Origin of the sequence: Nocardioides ferulae (assembly GCF_003660455.1) — a bacterium.
GTDB lineage: Bacteria > Actinomycetota > Actinomycetes > Propionibacteriales > Nocardioidaceae > Nocardioides > Nocardioides ferulae.
In genome coordinates, this window is the sequence record NZ_QZVR01000004.1 from 94,145 (window position 1) to 109,022 (window position 14,878).

The 14,878-nt window shown below is 72.2% G+C and carries 15 protein-coding genes and 1 pseudogene; 10 read left to right on the forward strand and 6 right to left on the reverse strand.

Annotated elements, in window-relative coordinates; all coding sequences use genetic code 11:
* Window positions 1-119 precede the first annotated feature (119 nt).
* Window positions 120-527 (reverse strand): four-helix bundle copper-binding protein, encoded by a 408-nt coding sequence (locus D6B71_RS06725; RefSeq protein ID WP_121253331.1) that lies wholly within the window; start codon window positions 525-527, stop codon window positions 120-122.
* Window positions 528-1,315: 788 nt separating this feature from the next.
* Between D6B71_RS06725 and D6B71_RS06735 the strand changes: the two genes are divergently transcribed.
* From D6B71_RS06735 to D6B71_RS06770, 8 genes are all read left to right on the forward strand, one after another.
* Window positions 1,316-2,698, forward strand: a complete 1,383-nt coding sequence (locus tag D6B71_RS06735) for an HNH endonuclease signature motif containing protein (protein ID WP_121253333.1) — start codon at window positions 1,316-1,318, stop codon at window positions 2,696-2,698.
* 112 nt (window positions 2,699-2,810) lie between these two features.
* Complete coding sequence (locus tag D6B71_RS06740) at window positions 2,811-3,134, forward strand: ArsR/SmtB family transcription factor (RefSeq protein ID WP_121253334.1); 324 nt, start codon at window positions 2,811-2,813, stop codon at window positions 3,132-3,134.
* Window positions 3,131-4,183 carry a permease gene (locus D6B71_RS06745; protein WP_121253335.1) on the forward strand — a complete coding sequence of 351 codons (1,053 nt, stop codon included), beginning with the start codon at window positions 3,131-3,133 and terminating at the stop codon, window positions 4,181-4,183. The genes D6B71_RS06740 and D6B71_RS06745 overlap by 4 nt, the downstream gene beginning before the upstream one ends.
* A 34-nt stretch (window positions 4,184-4,217) precedes the next feature.
* Window positions 4,218-4,457 carry a thioredoxin family protein gene (locus D6B71_RS06750; protein ID WP_121253336.1) on the forward strand — a complete coding sequence of 80 codons (240 nt, stop codon included), beginning with the start codon at window positions 4,218-4,220 and terminating at the stop codon, window positions 4,455-4,457.
* Between the two features lie 41 nt (window positions 4,458-4,498).
* Window positions 4,499-4,885: an ArsR/SmtB family transcription factor gene (locus D6B71_RS06755; RefSeq protein ID WP_121253337.1), complete on the forward strand. Its 387-nt coding sequence runs from the start codon at window positions 4,499-4,501 to the stop codon at window positions 4,883-4,885.
* The gene (arsB, locus tag D6B71_RS06760) at window positions 4,882-6,012 is read left to right on the forward strand and encodes an ACR3 family arsenite efflux transporter (protein WP_121253338.1); all 1,131 of its coding nucleotides are present in this window, start codon (window positions 4,882-4,884) and stop codon (window positions 6,010-6,012) included. Before D6B71_RS06755 ends, arsB begins: the two co-directional genes overlap by 4 nt.
* Window positions 6,009-6,470 (forward strand): arsenate-mycothiol transferase ArsC, encoded by a 462-nt coding sequence (locus D6B71_RS06765; protein WP_121253339.1) that lies wholly within the window; start codon window positions 6,009-6,011, stop codon window positions 6,468-6,470. Before arsB ends, D6B71_RS06765 begins: the two co-directional genes overlap by 4 nt.
* 67 nt (window positions 6,471-6,537) lie before the next feature.
* Window positions 6,538-8,109, forward strand: coding sequence for a peptide chain release factor 3 (locus tag D6B71_RS06770; RefSeq protein WP_121253340.1), 1,572 nt, complete (start codon window positions 6,538-6,540; stop codon window positions 8,107-8,109).
* 35 nt (window positions 8,110-8,144) lie between these two features.
* On the opposite strand, the gene D6B71_RS23980 is transcribed toward D6B71_RS06770, so the two are convergent.
* The 5 genes and pseudogenes from D6B71_RS23980 to D6B71_RS06790 form a co-directional block, all read right to left on the reverse strand.
* Window positions 8,145-8,582: an STAS domain-containing protein gene (locus D6B71_RS23980; RefSeq protein ID WP_476739132.1), complete on the reverse strand. Its 438-nt coding sequence runs from the start codon at window positions 8,580-8,582 to the stop codon at window positions 8,145-8,147.
* Window positions 8,583-8,609: 27 nt separating this feature from the next.
* Window positions 8,610-9,565 (reverse strand): annotated as a pseudogene (locus D6B71_RS23900) (SulP family inorganic anion transporter); the annotation flags it as partial.
* A gap of 272 nt (window positions 9,566-9,837) precedes the next feature.
* Window positions 9,838-10,239: a MerR family transcriptional regulator gene (locus tag D6B71_RS06780; protein ID WP_121253341.1), complete on the reverse strand. Its 402-nt coding sequence runs from the start codon at window positions 10,237-10,239 to the stop codon at window positions 9,838-9,840.
* 145 nt (window positions 10,240-10,384) lie between these two features.
* Window positions 10,385-11,035 (reverse strand): maleylpyruvate isomerase family mycothiol-dependent enzyme, encoded by a 651-nt coding sequence (locus tag D6B71_RS06785; protein ID WP_121253342.1) that lies wholly within the window; start codon window positions 11,033-11,035, stop codon window positions 10,385-10,387.
* 58 nt (window positions 11,036-11,093) lie between these two features.
* Window positions 11,094-11,834, reverse strand: coding sequence for a hypothetical protein (locus D6B71_RS06790; RefSeq protein WP_121253343.1), 741 nt, complete (start codon window positions 11,832-11,834; stop codon window positions 11,094-11,096).
* A 177-nt stretch (window positions 11,835-12,011) separates the two neighbouring features.
* On the opposite strand from D6B71_RS06790, the gene D6B71_RS06795 reads away from it, so the two are divergent.
* Window positions 12,012-12,962 carry a pirin family protein gene (locus tag D6B71_RS06795; protein WP_121253344.1) on the forward strand — a complete coding sequence of 317 codons (951 nt, stop codon included), beginning with the start codon at window positions 12,012-12,014 and terminating at the stop codon, window positions 12,960-12,962.
* Window positions 12,959-14,842, forward strand: coding sequence for a Na+/H+ antiporter NhaA (gene nhaA / locus D6B71_RS06800; protein ID WP_206051604.1), 1,884 nt, complete (start codon window positions 12,959-12,961; stop codon window positions 14,840-14,842). The genes D6B71_RS06795 and nhaA overlap by 4 nt, the downstream gene beginning before the upstream one ends.
* Window positions 14,843-14,878 lie beyond the last annotated feature (36 nt).

Below are 14,878 nucleotides of genomic sequence, written 5' to 3' on the forward strand. Positions count from 1 at the left end.
GGCGGGCACGGTCGGGACTGCCGGGCCGTCGCCCGTCGACGTTGCGGGCTGCCCGTCGACCTCGGGTCGGCGGGCCCGCCCAGAGCGGGCCCGCCTGGGAGCGGGCCCGCCGGCCGAGATCAGGCGAGGGCGGCGAGGAGCCGGTTGCAGGCCTCCTCGCAGGCGCGGCACGCCTCGGCGCACACGCGGCAGTGCTCGTGCATCTCCGCGTGAGTGCCGCACTCGTCGCCGCAGGCGCGGCACGCGGCGGCGCACGCCTGGACGATGGCGGTCACGACGGTGGCGTCGCCACCGGTCTGCCGCGACAGCACGCTGGCCGTGGTGGAGCAGATGTCGGCGCAGTCGGCGTTGAGACGGATGCACGCGCGCAGGTCGGCGACCATGTCCTCGCTCAGGCAGGCGTCTGCGCAAGCAGTGCAGGTCTGTGCGCACCGCAGGCAGGCATCGATGCACTCGGCGAGGGCCTGCTTGTCGGCGACCGGCTCGCCGGGGTGGGTGTCGAGCATGGCGGTGATGGTGTGGGTCATGAGACTTCCTTCGCTGTGATGCCCGCGATGGTGTGTGCGGGTGGTTGGCAGTGGTCAGCAGGGCGTCGGACTCTGCTGTCGTGGTGCGGCTGCAGGCCCGGCGCCTGTCACGTGCGAAGGACGGGCGAGGTGGTGGGTGGTGAGAGTGCCGGTGGGCCGGTCCAATCAGGCCACCGCCGAGGCGTCAACGCGGGCGAAGCTGGCGACGACGGGGAGGCCGGTGGTCCACTTCTGGCCTCGCGGGCGGCAGCAGTGAGTGCCACGCCCGCAGCGAGAAGGGCGAGGCAGGCGCCCAGCAGGTGCAGCAGGTGCTCGCCGGCGTCTGCCGGGGATCCGTGAGGCGACGCGACCGGCCCGGATGCCGTCCGGTGGCCGGCCGCTTCCGTGTCAGGTCCCATCGCCATGACCGTTCCGGCGGCTCCTCGGGCTCCGTCCGGCGGTGCAGCCGTGTGGAGGGCCAGGCTGCTCGGCGCTGACGCCTGGGCGGCGTCGTGGACGGCCGACATGCCGACGTGGAGCGCGAACGTGTTGGTCTGCAGCGCGGCCATCACGGCGGTGACCAGGATGAGAGCCACTCCGACCAGGACTCGCTGGCACCCGCCGGTCGTCACAACCGGGCGGGGGACGGTCGAGGAGGTGGACGCGCGCGAGGACATCACTTCCGCAGTGACCAGAACGCGGCAGAGGCATGCACGCATGGCGGAGATCAATGGCGAGGTCCGAGACTCGGCTGTTGCAGCCTGAAGAGGGTCTTGTGATCGAACACCAGTTCGAATAGAGTGTTTGGCATGTCTCACTCCTCCGCTCTCGATGCCGCGGCTGGTGCCGTGTCCGAGCTGGTGGGGGTGGACTGGTCGCAGGTCCCGGCGGGCGAGCTGCCGAAGGTCGCGGTGGTGTTGGAGCGAATGGCCGCTCAGCTGGATGCGGTCCGGTTGGCGGTCGCGGGCGAGGTGGAGGCCACCGATGCGGCCGCGGCGCACGGGTGGGCTTCGGCGAAGGACTTCTTGACTGCTGTCGCGGGGGGTCACAAGGGCGCCGGTGGGGGGATGCTGCGGCTGCAGCGGCGGCTGCGGTCCCTGGAGGCGACCCGGACGGCGCTGGCGGCCGGGGAGCTGTCGGTGGCCAAGGCGCGGGTGATCGCGAACCGGGTCTCCCAGCTGCCCCGCGACGAGAAGGTCCGCGCCGAGGCCGAGCGGCTGCTGCTGGCCCGCGCCGCCGAGCTGGACGCCACCGATCTCGACCATGCCTGGCCGGCGGTGGTCGCCGAGCTCGACCCCGACGGCGAGCTCACCGCCCGCGACCTCTCCTTGGACCGTCGCGAGCGCGCCGCCCACAACGCGCGGTTCCTGGCCTTCACTCCCGACCAGCTCGGCGGGGTGAAGATCCGCGGCTATGCCAGTCTCGAGGAGGTCGAGCTGGTCAAGGCCGCCCTGTTCGGGCTCTCCGCACCCCAGACCACGACCCCCGGTGCCTGTGGCGGTGCCCCCCGTGAGGTCGACCGGGCCGGGTCGCTGGCCACGCCGTGTCCGGACCCGGTCTGTGCCCACGACGGGCGTGACCCACGCGAGTTCGGGGTCCGGCTCTGGGACGCCCTGGTCGAGGGCTGCCGACGGTTGCAGACCGCCCGGGTGCTGCCCCAAAGCCACGGCGCCGGCCCCCGGCTGCTGATCACCCTGAACCTCGAAGACCTCCGTGGCCAACTCACCAACCAGCCCACCGACCGGCTCGATCTGCGTGGGCGTCTTGGGGGTCACCTGGCTGGTGGGGAGCCGCTCTCGGCCGGCGCGGTGCGCCGCCTGGCCTGTGATGCCGAGCTGATCCCGGTCGTCCTGGGGTCGGCCAGCGAGGTCCTCGACGTCGGCCGGGCCAACCGGCTGGTCACCCCCGGCATCTGGCGGGCCCTGGTTGCCCGCGACCGACATTGCGCCCATCCGGGCTGTCGCCGACCGCCCGATGCCTGCGATGCCCACCACATCGTCCACTGGGCCGACGGCGGCCCCACCTCCCTGGACAACCTGGTCCTGCTCTGCCGCACCCACCACACCCTGACCCACCACACCGCCTGGACCGTGAGCATCGACCCCACCACCCGCCGCCCGGTCTGGACCCCACCACCAGCCATCGACGACACCGACCGCTGCACCCGGTTCTTCCCACCCAACGCCGCCTGAGCGTCAGCTCGCCCTCTCGGTGCAGGATGGGAAGAAGGTCACCGCCGGGCAGGGCGTCGGCCTCTGGCCTTCGGTGCTCGCGCACGGTGACGCTTCAAGCGTGGCTGTTTCAATGCCGCTTGAAGTGTCGACGACACCCCCGGAGGCAGTCGCCCGATCGGCCACCCTGCTCGCCGTCGCCGCCGACCCGCTGCGCTGGCGCCTGCTGCGCCTGCTGGAGGCCGGCCCCACCTGCGTGTGCGAGCTGCAGCGGGCCTGTGACGTGCCGGCGAACCTGCTCAGCTACCACCTGCGGGTGCTACGTGAGGCCGACCTGGTCACCGCCAGCAGGCGCGGCCGGTGGATCGACTACGCGCTCGCCGAGGACGCCGGCACCCGGCTCGCCGCGGCGCTCCCCATCCGGGCCGGCGCGTGGGAGGTGGGTGATCGGTCGTGAGCGCCCTGACCGCTCACCTGCCCACGACCAGGTCCGGCCGCGGGCTGGCGCTGGGCGCCGCCGCCGTGGCCTGGGCCGCGGCGTACTGGGTGAACGAGCAACTCTGGGACCTGGTCTTCCACGACCTGCTCGCGATGGACCCCGACGCACGGCTCACCGAGGGCCTGCACTTCTTCTTCTACGACACCGCCAAGATCGCGCTCCTGCTCACCGGCATCATCTTCGTGGTCACCGTGCTCCGCTCGTTCATGAGCGTCGAGCGCACCCGCGCCCTGCTCGGCGGCAAGCGCGAAGGCGTCGGCAACGTGGCGGCGGCCGGGCTCGGAGTGGTCACCCCCTTCTGTTCGTGCAGTGCGGTGCCGGCGTTCATCGGGTTCGTCGCGGCCGGGGTGCCGATCGGGGTCACGTTGAGCTTCCTGATCGCCAGCCCGCTGGTCGACGTGGTCGCGATCGGGCTGCTGCTCACCCTGTTCGGGCTGAAGGTCACGATCGTCTACATCGCCGCGGGTGTCGCGGTGGCGATCGTCGCCGGCTGGAGCCTGGGCCGCCTCGGCGCTGAGCGGTGGGTCGAGCCGTTCGTGTTCGAGACCCGGCTCGGCGGCCAGGTCATCGACTCCACGGCCGGTCTCACCTTCGACCAGCGGATCCAGCTGGGCGCCGAGGAGGTCGGGACCGTCCTGCGCAAGATCTGGCCCTACCTGCTCGTCGGGATCGGCGTCGGCGCGGCCATCCACGGGTGGGTGCCCGAGGACTTCTTCACCGAGTACGCCGGCGCCGGGGCCACCTTCGGAGTCCTGGTCGCGGTCCTCATCGGCATCCCGCTCTACTCCAACATCGCCGGCATCCTGCCCCTGGTCGGTGCGCTGCACGACAAGGGGCTGCCGATGGGCACGCTGCTGGCCTTCATGATGGCCGTCGTCGCGCTGTCGGTGCCCGAGATGATTTTGCTGCGCCGCGTGCTGCGGCCACAGCTGATCGGCATCTACCTGGCCGTGGTCGGCGCCGCGATCGTCGCCGTCGGCTACCTGTTCAACCTGCTCCTCGCCTGACCGCGAGGCCTATCCACCCCACGAAGGAGACGCGATGATCGTCAAGATCCTCGGCCCCGGCTGCCGCAACTGCCAGAACCTCGAGAAGGCGGCCCGCCAGGCGTTGGCCGACCTCGACCTCGACGCGACCGTCGAGAAGGTCACCGACTACGCGGCCATCGCCGGCTACGGAGTCATGTCCACCCCCGGGCTGGTCGTCGACGACGCGGTGCTGGTGGCCGGACGGGTGCCGTCGGCGGCCGAGATCCGGCAGCTGCTGGAGGCGCGCGCCTGACCCGACTGGCGGACAATATCGACGTCTGTCAACATAGACGCATGTCGAAGTCCTCCCTGCGTGAGCTGCCGCTGGCCGACGATCCGCTGGCCTCCTGCGTGCCGCTGGCCCGGCAACCACTGACCGCCGACCAGGCGGCGGGAGTGGCGCCACTGCTGAAGGCGATCGCCGATCCGGTCCGGCTGCGGCTGCTCTCGATCGTGCTCTCATCGGCGGGCGGCGAGGCCTGTGTGTGCGACCTGACGCCGCACTTCGACCTCTCCCAACCCACCATCAGCCACCACCTGAAGGTCCTCCACGACTCCGGGCTGCTGGCCCGGGAGAAGCGCGGCACCTGGGTGTTCTACCGGGCCCGGCCCGAGGCCCTGGACGCGCTGGCCGGCCTGTTCGCCGCGGTCGCCCCGGCCGCCGCGGAGGTGCGCGCATGAGTGACACCGTGCACGAGCAGCCCAGCGCCGGCCCCGACGACCCGGTCCTCCAGCGGCTCTCGACCCTCGACAGGTTCCTGCCGGTGTGGATCGGGGTGGCCATGGTGGCCGGGCTGCTGCTCGGCCGCCTGGTCCCCGGTCTCGACGACGCGTTGGCCCGGGTCGAGATCGGGTCGGTCTCGCTGCCGATCGCGGTCGGCCTGCTGGTGATGATGTATCCGGTCTTGGCCAAGGTGCGCTACGACGAGCTCGGCCACGTCACCGGCGACCGCCGACTGCTGGTGGCCTCGGTCGTGCTCAACTGGGTGCTCGGGCCGGCCCTGATGTTCACACTGGCCTGGCTGATGCTGCCCGACCTGCCGGAGTACCGCACCGGCCTGATCATCGTCGGCCTGGCCAGGTGCATCGCGATGGTGCTGATCTGGAACGACCTCGCCTGTGGCGATCGCGAGGCGGCCGCGATCCTGGTCGCGCTCAACGCGGTCTTCCAGATCCTGGCGTTCGCGTTCCTCGGCTACTTCTACCTCGAGATCCTGCCCGGCTGGCTCGGCCTGGAGCAGTCCGCGCTCGAGGTCTCCACCTGGGAGATCGCCAAGTCGGTGCTGATCTTCCTCGGCATCCCGCTGCTGGCCGGCTTCCTGACCCGCACGCTCGGCGAGCGGGCCAAGGGCCGGGAGTGGTACGAGGCGCAGCTGCTGCCCAAGATCGGCCCGGCCGCGCTCTACGGCCTGCTGTTCACGATCGTGATCCTGTTCGCGCTGCAGGGCGACACGATCACCAACGAGCCGTTCGACGTGGCCCGCATCGCGCTGCCGCTGCTGGCCTACTTCGCGCTCATGTGGGGTGGCTCGATGCTGCTCACCTGGGCGATGGGCTTCGACTACCAGCGCGCCACCGCGGTCTCGTTCACCGCGGCCGGCAACAACTTCGAGCTCGCCATCGCGGTCGCGATCGGGGTCTTCGGCGTCGCCTCGGGCCAGGCCCTGGCCGGCGTCGTCGGCCCGCTGATCGAGGTCCCGGCCCTGGTCGGCCTGGTCTACGTCAGCCTCTGGGCGCGCCGCTTCTTCCGCGACCGCACCACCCCCGCCGCACGCACCCCCGCACCCACGTCAGGAGACCCCGCATGAGTGAACGTCCGAGCCAGACAACGACCGACCGGGTCCCGCAGGTCGTCTTCGCCTGCGTCCGCAACGGCGGCCGCTCCGTGATCAGCCGGGTGCTCACCGAGCACTACGCCCAGGGTCGGGTCCGGGCGCTGTCGGCCGGCACCCAGCCCGGCGAGCACATCCACCCCGAGGTCGCCGACGTGCTCGAGAAGCTCGGCCTCGACACGTCCCGCGAGACGCCCACCCTGCTCACCCGCGACACCGTGGCCGCCAGCGATCTTGCGATCACCCTGGGTTGTGGCGAGGAGTGCCCCTACGTGCCCGGGGTGAAGTACGTCGACTGGCCGGTCGCCGACCCTCGCGGCCAGGACGAGCAGACCGTGCGCGGCATCGTCGCCGACCTCGACGACCGGGTCCGTGCGCTGCTCGGCGAGCTGGTGCCCGACCTGGCCCTGCCGCCCTCGGTGGTCGCAAGCTGAGAACAGAGGTCGCGGCGAGACGGTCGGCGGTCCCCGCACTTTCACGTAACGGTAGGGTTCGGTGGTGATGGGACCGACCGACCCCCGACCGCGCCGCACGATCGCGGTGATCAGCCACCCCGACGCCGGAAAGTCGACGCTGACCGAGGCGCTGGCCCTGCACGCGCAGGTGATCACCGAGGCCGGTGCCGTGCACAGCAAGGGCAACCGCAAGGCCACCGTCTCTGACTGGATGGAGATGGAGAAGGCTCGCGGCATCTCCATCACCTCGGCCGCGCTGCAGTTCGAGTACGCCGGACACGTCGTCAACCTGGTCGACACCCCCGGTCACGCCGACTTCTCCGAGGACACCTACCGCGTCCTCGCCGCCGTCGACGCGGCGGTGATGCTGGTCGACGCGGCCAAGGGGCTCGAGCCGCAGACGCTGAAGCTGTTCCAGGTCTGCGCCCACCGGGGCATCCCGGTGCTCACCGTCATCAACAAGTGGGACCGCCCCGGACGCGACCCCTTCGAGCTGCTCGACGACATCGAGCGGGAGATCAAGCTCCGCCCCACCCCCCTGACCTGGCCGGTCGGCATCGCCGGCGACTTCCACGGCGTCCTCGACCGACGTGCCGGCGAGTTCGTGCGCTACACGCGCACCGCCGGCGGGGCCACCCGGGCCCCCGAGGAGCACATTCCGGCAGACCGGGCGGGCGAGGCGGTGGGAGCGCCGTGGGACGAGGCGCTGGAGGGGCACGAGCTGCTCACCGCCGACGGCGCCGACCACGACCAGGACGGCTTCCTCGCGGGCCGCACCACGCCGGTGATCTTCGCCTCGGCACTGCTGAACTTCGGGGTCGGCCAGCTGCTCGACCTCGTGGTCGAGCTCGCCCCCGCCCCCGGCGCGACCCGCGCCGCGGACGGCTCCCTGCGAGCCATCGACGACGAGTTCAGCGCGTTCGTGTTCAAGGTGCAGTCCGGCATGGACACCGCTCACCGCGACCGGCTCGCCTACGCCCGGATCTGCTCGGGCGTCTTCCACCGCGGCATGTCGGTCACCCACGCGGCGACCGGCAGGGCGTTCTCGACCAAGTACGCCCAGGTCGTCTTCGGCCGCGAGCGCACCTCGGTCGAGGAGGGCTACCCCGGCGACATCATCGGCCTGGTCAACGCCGGAGCCCTGCGGGTCGGCGACACCATCTACGCCGGCCCGCCGGTCGCCTTCCCCGCGATCCCCAGCTTCGCCCCCGAGCACTTCGCCACGGCGACCGTCACCGACGCCGGCCGCTGGAAGCAGTTCCGCAAGGGCATCGAGCAGCTCGACGAGGAGGGTGTCGTCCAGGTGCTCAGGTCGGAGCTCCGTGGGGAGCACGCGCCCGTGCTCGCCGCCGTCGGGCCCATGCAGTTCGAGGTGCTGGCCGCCCGGATGGACGCCGAGTACCGCGCCCCGGTGCGGCTCGAGACGCTCGGCTACTCGGTGGCGCGGCAGGTCCGCCCCGACCAGGCCGCCCGGGTCGCCGCGCTACGCGACGTGGAGGTCCTCACCCGCTCCGACGGCACGCCGTTGGCGCTGTTCTCCGATCGGTGGAAGGCGGAGGCGGTCGAGCGCATGCACCCCGACCTCGTCCTGGAGCGACTCCCGGCCAGCGGCGGCTGAGGGCCAGGCTCGTCCCGACTCCTCCACCGCTGACGTCAGTGGGAGGGGAGCTGCCCGGTGAGTCGCCCGTGCATGGCCGCGCTGGCGTCGTTCAGGCCATGGATCTCCACGCTCTTCCCCTTGTGGGCGTACTTGTTGGCGATCGCGTCGAGGGCGGCCACCGTCGAGGCGTCCCAGACGTGGGAGCCGGACAGATCGATGACGACCCGGCGCGGGTCCTCGGCGTACTCGAACTGGGTGTAGAGGTCGTTGCTCGAGGCGAAGAACAGCTCGCCGCTGACGGTGTAGAGGGCGTAGGTCTGCCCGCTCTCGTCCTCGAGCAGCTCGCGCTCGGTGGTCGCCAGGTGGGCGACGCGCCGGGCGAACAGGGTCATCGCGACGAGCACCCCGACGGCCACACCGATGGCCAGGTTGTGGGTGGCGACGACCACCACGACCGTCGACGCCATGACCGTGGTCTCGCTCTTGGGCATCCGCACGAGCGTGCGGGGATGGACGCTGTGCCAGTCGAACGTGCCGACCGCCACCATGATCATCACCGCGACCAGCGCCGCCATCGGGATGCGACCGACGGTGTCGCCGAACCCGACGACCAGGATGAGCAGGAAGACGCCGGCGAGGAAGGTGGAGACCCGGGTGCGCGCCCCGGAGACCTTCACGTTGATCATCGTCTGCCCGATCATGGCGCAGCCACCCATGCCCCCGGTGAACCGGTGATGATGTTGGCCGCGCCCTGGCCCCACGACTCGCGGGTCTTGTCGGAGTGCGTGTCGGCGACGTCGTCGACCAGCTTGGCGGTCAGCAGCGACTCGAGCAGGCCGACCAGCGCCATCGCGAGCGCGTAGGGCGCGATGATCTCGAGCGTCTCCAGGGTGAACGGGACGTCGGGGACGAACAGCGACGGGAGACTGGTGGGCAGGTCGCCCTCGTCGCTGACGTCGGGCAGCGACCACCCCGCGGCCAGGGCCGCCGCGGTGATCAGCACGATGGCGACCAACGGGGCGGGGACCACGGTGGTCAGCCTGGGCAGCAGGACCATGATCACAATGCCGGCCGCGACCATCGGATAGACCAGGAACGGTACGTCGATCAGGTGCGGCACCTGCGCGGTGAAGATCAAGATCGCGAGCGCGTTGACGAAGCCCACCATCACCGAGCGGGGGATGAAGCGCATCATCTTGGCCGCGCCGGCGAGGCCGAGCAGCACCTGGAAGACGCCCGCCAGGATCACGGTGGCGATGAAGTAGTCCAGGCCGTAGTTCTTGGCGACCGGGGCGATGACCAGGGCGACCGCTCCGGTCGCGGCGCTGATCATCGCCGGGCGGCCGCCGAGGAACGCGATCGAGACGGCCATCGTGAACGAGGCGAAGAGGCCGAGGCGGGGGTCGACGCCGGCCAGGATCGAGAAGGAGATCGCCTCGGGGATCAGGGCGAGCGCGACGACGAGGCCCGCCATGACCTCTCGCCGCAGGATGCGGGGGGAGCGCAGGGCGGCGATGACGGTGTCGTCGGTGGGTGCGGCGACCGCGACGGGGGCAGCAGTGGGCACGGGTGGTCTCCATCGAGGTTCGGCAGCGACCCGCGGCGAGGGCGAGGACACCTCGGCGGAGGGAGAAGAAGGGGGCGTTGCTGGGCAACATGCGGCCCGGCGCGTGCGTGACGCGGCCGGGCCGGGCCGGGCTCCACCCTACCCTCACGTGAGGGCAGAGTGGCAACTTCGTCGACGGCCTAGACGCGGGGGGCCTGGTGCTTGTGCACCTCGGCCTCGAGCTCGAGGGCGAACTCCTCGGCGGTGGTGAGCTGGGTGCGGATGGCCTCGACCCGGGCGCCGGCCGCCTCGCGATACATGCGCAGCCGGTCCACCAGTGCCTCTCGCTTCTTGCCGCGGGCGATCTCCAACCCGTCGACCACGGACAACAGGTCGCGCATCTCCTCCAGGCTGAAGTCGAGCGGCTTCATCCGCTTGATCAGGGAGAGGCGGGCCAGGTCGTCCTCGGTGTAGAGGCGGAAGCCGCCGGCGCTGCGCGCCGACGGGGTGACCAGCTCCATCTCCTCGTAGTAGCGGATGGTGCGCAGGCTCAGGCCCGTGCGGTTGGCCACCTCGCCGATCTGCATGTGCTGGCTGTTCATGGCTCCCTGACTCCGGCCGTTCGTGCGTCCGAGGGTAACGCCCACGGGTGTCCCCCGGCCCACAGTGTCGGACTCGGAGGTTGGTGACTCCTACGCTGACGTGAATGGAGGTTTGCCCGACGTGGCGCCCGCGGGGCCTGGGGGGTCAGGGCGAGGCTGGGCTGAGCCGATCCCGGAGCGTCGAGACGCCCGGCCCCTCGAGCTCGTCGAGGTACTCCGCGCGGCCGGCCAGGCTCATCACGAGGGCGAGCGTCGACCCGCTCACCAGCGGCCCCTCGCCCGCCGTGAACGGGCCGTCGTCCGCACGCAGCCGCAGGCCGGCCGCGTTCGTGCGGCTCGCGACGGCGAAGTCGCGCCGGGCGTAGAAGTCGGCCACGGGGGTCAGGGCCTCGACGCTGGGCGTGCCGGACAGTCCGAGCGGCCGGCGGACGTCCTGGGCGTGCACGACGACCTCGCCGAGGTAGGCGGGAGTGTGCCCCGAGGGTGCCGTGGTGTTGTCGACGACCCTGCGGAACCGCTCGAGCGTCTCCGCGGGCGTGGTGCCGCGATGCTCGGCCATCCGGCGCTGGTTGTGCACGTCGGGGCGGAACCGGGCGCCGACGATGCTGCGCAGCCACTGCCACTGGTTCAGGCTGGCCGCGGCGGTCAGGTGGGCCACGACCTCTTCGACCGTCCACTCCCCGCACAGGGTGGAGTGCCGCCACTGATCGTCGTCCAGCGTCGCCAGGTCCGCTGCGAGGGACGCCCGCTCGGCATGCGCCAGAGCCCACAGGTCGTCGTCCGGCCGGCTCGCCATCTCGGGTGCTCCTACTCGACGGCCACCTCGCTTGGTCGAGGCAGCAGGTGGCGGGTCTTCAGCGAAGGTTGCGGACCGCCGAGCGCGCGGGCAGCAGTCGCTTCGAGCCGGCGATCCGCGCCTGCCAGGACCCCGCCCTCGACACCGGCACCCGCGCGTTCCAACGGCCCTGGGAGTCGATGCCCGTGCGGGCGACCCGGCTCCATTTGGCACCGTTGGGTCGGAACCACAACTGCACGGTGACCGACTCCTGGACATACGTCGTCAGGCCGCGCTCGAACCCCTTGCCGCGGCTCCAGCTGCCGCGGAGGGAGGTGCGGCCGCCCGCGCGGCTGGCGCGCCGCAACGACACCGTGTCGTCGTACTTGATCGAGACCCGCTTGTGCAGCTCGACGGCCGGGTCGTCGTCGATGCTGAGGGAGAGCGCGATCCGGCCCGTGCCGGCGTAGGCGAGGGAGCCGCACAGCGTCAGCGGCGTGTCGAGCCGCACCTCGCCGGTCTCGCCGACGGTCCCCTCGAACGTGCCGCCCTCGATGCTGCGCCCGTTGCCGTCCGTGCCGTTGATGATGGCGAAGACCTCCTCGCCCTCGACCGCGTCGAAGACCGCGGTGGCGCGGTAGTCCTCCCGGCAGGACGGGCGCAGGATCATCAGGCGCGGCGCCTCGAGCGTGACCGACCGGCCCCCCTGTGCCCCGAGCTCGTCCGGGGCGTGCGGGATCGGCGAAGCGGCGGGGGCGGGCGCCGACGTGAGGGCCACGGTGAGCGCGGCGGCGACCGCGATGGTGGTGACAGGTCGCATGAACTCTCCCCCGAGGGTGTGGGCATCGGCGCTGCGGACCCGATCGTAGGAGCGCCGGACGGGACCGGTCCAGGGGCGAGGTGGCTGTCGGCATCGCGCCCGGCCCTGGCGCCGGCCGCCGGACGCGGGAATGCTGAGCTGTCCGGCGCCGTTCAGTGCCGACAAGGAGGTGGCGCGATGAGTGGTCCGGTGACCGAGGCCGACGCACGCTCCGACGTGGCACAGGCCAGCCACCCCGAGCACGCGTGCATGGAGATCAGCGAGTCCCACGAGAGCAGCGTCGGCAACATCACCGTACGACGAGCGCTCCCGCGCCGCGGCCGGCGCACGGTGGGCGCCTGGTGCTTCGCCGACCACATGGGCCCCGCCGACGTCACCGAGAACAGCGGGCTCGACGTCGGGCCGCACCCGCACATCGGGCTGCAGACCGTGACCTGGCTGACCGACGGCGAGGTGCTGCACCGCGACAGCCTGGGCTCGGAGCAGGTGATCGCACCCGGCCAGCTGAACCTGATGACCTCCGGCGAGGGGATCACCCACGCCGAGGAGGCCACCGGCCACTACCGCGGCACGCTCGAGGGCATCCAGCTGTGGGTGGCGCTGCCGGAGGAGACCCGACACGGCGGTGGCGGCTTCGAGCACCACGCGGAGCTGCCGCGCGCCGACGTCGACGGCGGCGTGGCGACCGTGCTGATGGGCGACCTCACCGGTCTGCACCGCGACCTGCGCAGCCCGGCCCGGCACGACACCCCACTGGTCGGCGTCGAGCTCGACCTGCACGCGGGCGCGACGGTGCCGCTGCGGCCCGATTGGGAGCATGCACTGGTCGTCCTCGAGGGCGCGGTCGCGGTGGGCGGCCAGCCGCTGGCACCCGGCCGGCTCGGCTACCTCGGCGAGGACCGCGACGAGCTGCATCTCGAGGTGCGGGAGCCCACCCGGGTGATGCTGCTCGGTGGCGAGCCGTTCCCGGAGCCGATCGTCATGTGGTGGAACTTCGTGGCGCGCACCCGCGAGGAGGTCGACGCGGCGTACCGGTCCTGGGCGGCCGACGACGGGGAGCGGTTCGGCCGGGTCCGCTCCGTCCTGCCGCGGATCCCCACCGCGGCCCCCTGGTGGCAGCAGCAGTGACCTCCGACCCCGAGGCGCCGACCTGCGGGGCGCCCTCGGACGAGCAGAGCGCGCCCCGGTCCCGGCGTACCTCGCTGGCCGCCCAGCTCTCCGCGCCGCTGCGCGGCTACCTCGCCACCGAGTCGGCGGGCGCCGGAGCGCTGCTAGCTGCGGCGCTGTTGGCCCTGGCGTGGGCGAACTCGCCCTGGTCGGACGGCTACCACGACCTGTGGGCGACCGAGGCCGTGGTGCGGGTCGGCGGTGCCGTGCTCGCGATGGACCTCGAGCACTGGGTCAACGACGGGCTGATGGCGGTCTTCTTCCTGGTGATCGGGCTCGAGGTGCGCCGCGAGCTCTCGGTCGGCGAGCTCACCGACCGGCGGCGGGTCCGGCTGCCGCTGGTGGCCGGGCTCGCCGGCATGCTGGTGCCGGCGCTGGTCTACCTGGCGCTCAACCCGACCGGCGAGGCCAGCCGTGGCTGGGGACTGGTGATCGGCACCGACACCGCCTTCATGCTCGGTGCGCTCGCCGTCGTCGGGCCCCGGTTCACCACGCAGCTGCGCATCTTCCTGCTGACGCTGACGGTGATCGACGACGTGGTCGCGGTCAGCGTGATCGGCCTGGTCTACTCCGACCACCTCGAACCGGCGTGGCTGGGCGCGGCTGTGGCCAGCCTCGTCGCCCTCGGTCTGCTCGACCGGGCCCAGGTGTGGCGGGCGGCGCCCTACGTCGCGGCGATCGTCGGCCTGTGGCTCTCGTTGGTGCAGGCCGGCGTGCACGGCTCCATCGCCGGGATGCTGGGCGGGCTGATGATCGCCGCACGCGACCCGTCCCGCGAGCTGGTCGAAGGGGCCGCCGGCCGGTTCCGGGCCTTCCGCCAGTCGCCGATGGTCGACCTGGGGCGCTCGGCTCGCGAGGGGCTGGCCCGTGCGGTGTCGGTCAACGAGCGGCTCCAGGCGGTGCTGCACCCGTGGTCGAGCTTCCTGGTGGTCCCGGTCTTCGCGCTCGCCAACGCCGGCGTCCCGCTCGGCGGGGGGCTGCTCGGCGACGCCGCCGTCTCGCCGATCACCTGGGGGGTCGTGCTCGGCCTGGTGCTCGGCAAGCCGGTCGGCATCGTGGCCAGCGTGCTGCTGGGCAGGCGCCTGGGCCTGGGCCGGCTGCCGAGCGGCGTCGGCATCGGCCACCTCACCGGCGGCGCCGCGCTGTCGGGCATCGGCTTCACGGTCTCGCTGCTCATCGCCGGGCTCGCCTTCGACGACGCCGCGATGCAGGACCAGGCCCGGGTGGGGGTGCTGGTCGCGGCCGTGCTCGCCACCGGCGCCGGCTGGGTCGCCTTCGCCGTGGCCGCGCGTCGGGGCGAGGGCGACGCCGACCTGCCGCGGACGCTCGACCGCGACGTCGACCCCGCGATCGACCACGTGCTCGGACCGCGCGACGCGCCGCTCACCCTGATCGAGTACGCCGACTTCGAGTGCCCGTTCTGCGCGCGAGCCACCGGGCTCGGCCACGAGATCCGCGAGCGGCTGGGCGACCAGGTCCGCTACGTCTTCCGGCACCTGCCGCTCCCCGACGTGCACCCCCACGCCGAGCTGGCCGCCCGCGCCGCGCTCGCTGCCGATGCGCAAGGACGGTTCTGGGAGATGCACGACCTGCTCTTCGACCACCAGGACGAGCTGCAGCTCGAGGACCTGGTCGGCTACGCCGGCGACCTCGGCCTCGACGTGGAGCGGTTCGTGCGCACCCTCGACGACCCCGAGCTGGACCGCCGGGTGCGCGCCGACGTGGTCAGCGCCGAGGCCAGCGGCGCACGCGGCACGCCCACCTTCTTCGTCAACGGGCGCCGCCACGTCGGACCGTACGACGCCGACACCCTGGTGCGGGAGCTCACCGCACGGACATAGGACGGCCGGGGGCGAGGCATCCATGACAGATGTCAT

Bases quoted from the DNA above. Each gene is read 5' to 3' on its own strand.
- D6B71_RS06765 (WP_121253339.1), top strand. From the start codon at position 6,009: ATGAGTGAACGTCCGAGCCAGACAACGACCGACCGGGTCCCGCAGGTC.
- arsB (WP_121253338.1), top strand. From the start codon at position 4,882: ATGAGTGACACCGTGCACGAGCAGCCCAGCGCCGGCCCCGACGACCCG.
- D6B71_RS06795 (WP_121253344.1), top strand. From the start codon at position 12,012: ATGAGTGGTCCGGTGACCGAGGCCGACGCACGCTCCGACGTGGCACAG.
- D6B71_RS06770 (WP_121253340.1), top strand. From the start codon at position 6,538: ATGGGACCGACCGACCCCCGACCGCGCCGCACGATCGCGGTGATCAGC.
- D6B71_RS06735 (WP_121253333.1), top strand. From the start codon at position 1,316: ATGTCTCACTCCTCCGCTCTCGATGCCGCGGCTGGTGCCGTGTCCGAG.
- D6B71_RS06755 (WP_121253337.1), top strand. From the start codon at position 4,499: ATGTCGAAGTCCTCCCTGCGTGAGCTGCCGCTGGCCGACGATCCGCTG.
- D6B71_RS06780 (WP_121253341.1), bottom strand. From the start codon at position 10,239: ATGAACAGCCAGCACATGCAGATCGGCGAGGTGGCCAACCGCACGGGC.
- D6B71_RS06725 (WP_121253331.1), bottom strand. From the start codon at position 527: ATGACCCACACCATCACCGCCATGCTCGACACCCACCCCGGCGAGCCG.
- D6B71_RS06785 (WP_121253342.1), bottom strand. From the start codon at position 11,035: ATGGCGAGCCGGCCGGACGACGACCTGTGGGCTCTGGCGCATGCCGAG.
- D6B71_RS06740 (WP_121253334.1), top strand. From the start codon at position 2,811: ATGCCGCTTGAAGTGTCGACGACACCCCCGGAGGCAGTCGCCCGATCG.
- D6B71_RS06750 (WP_121253336.1), top strand. From the start codon at position 4,218: ATGATCGTCAAGATCCTCGGCCCCGGCTGCCGCAACTGCCAGAACCTC.
- D6B71_RS06790 (WP_121253343.1), bottom strand. From the start codon at position 11,834: ATGCGACCTGTCACCACCATCGCGGTCGCCGCCGCGCTCACCGTGGCC.
- D6B71_RS23980 (WP_476739132.1), bottom strand. From the start codon at position 8,582: ATGCCCAAGAGCGAGACCACGGTCATGGCGTCGACGGTCGTGGTGGTC.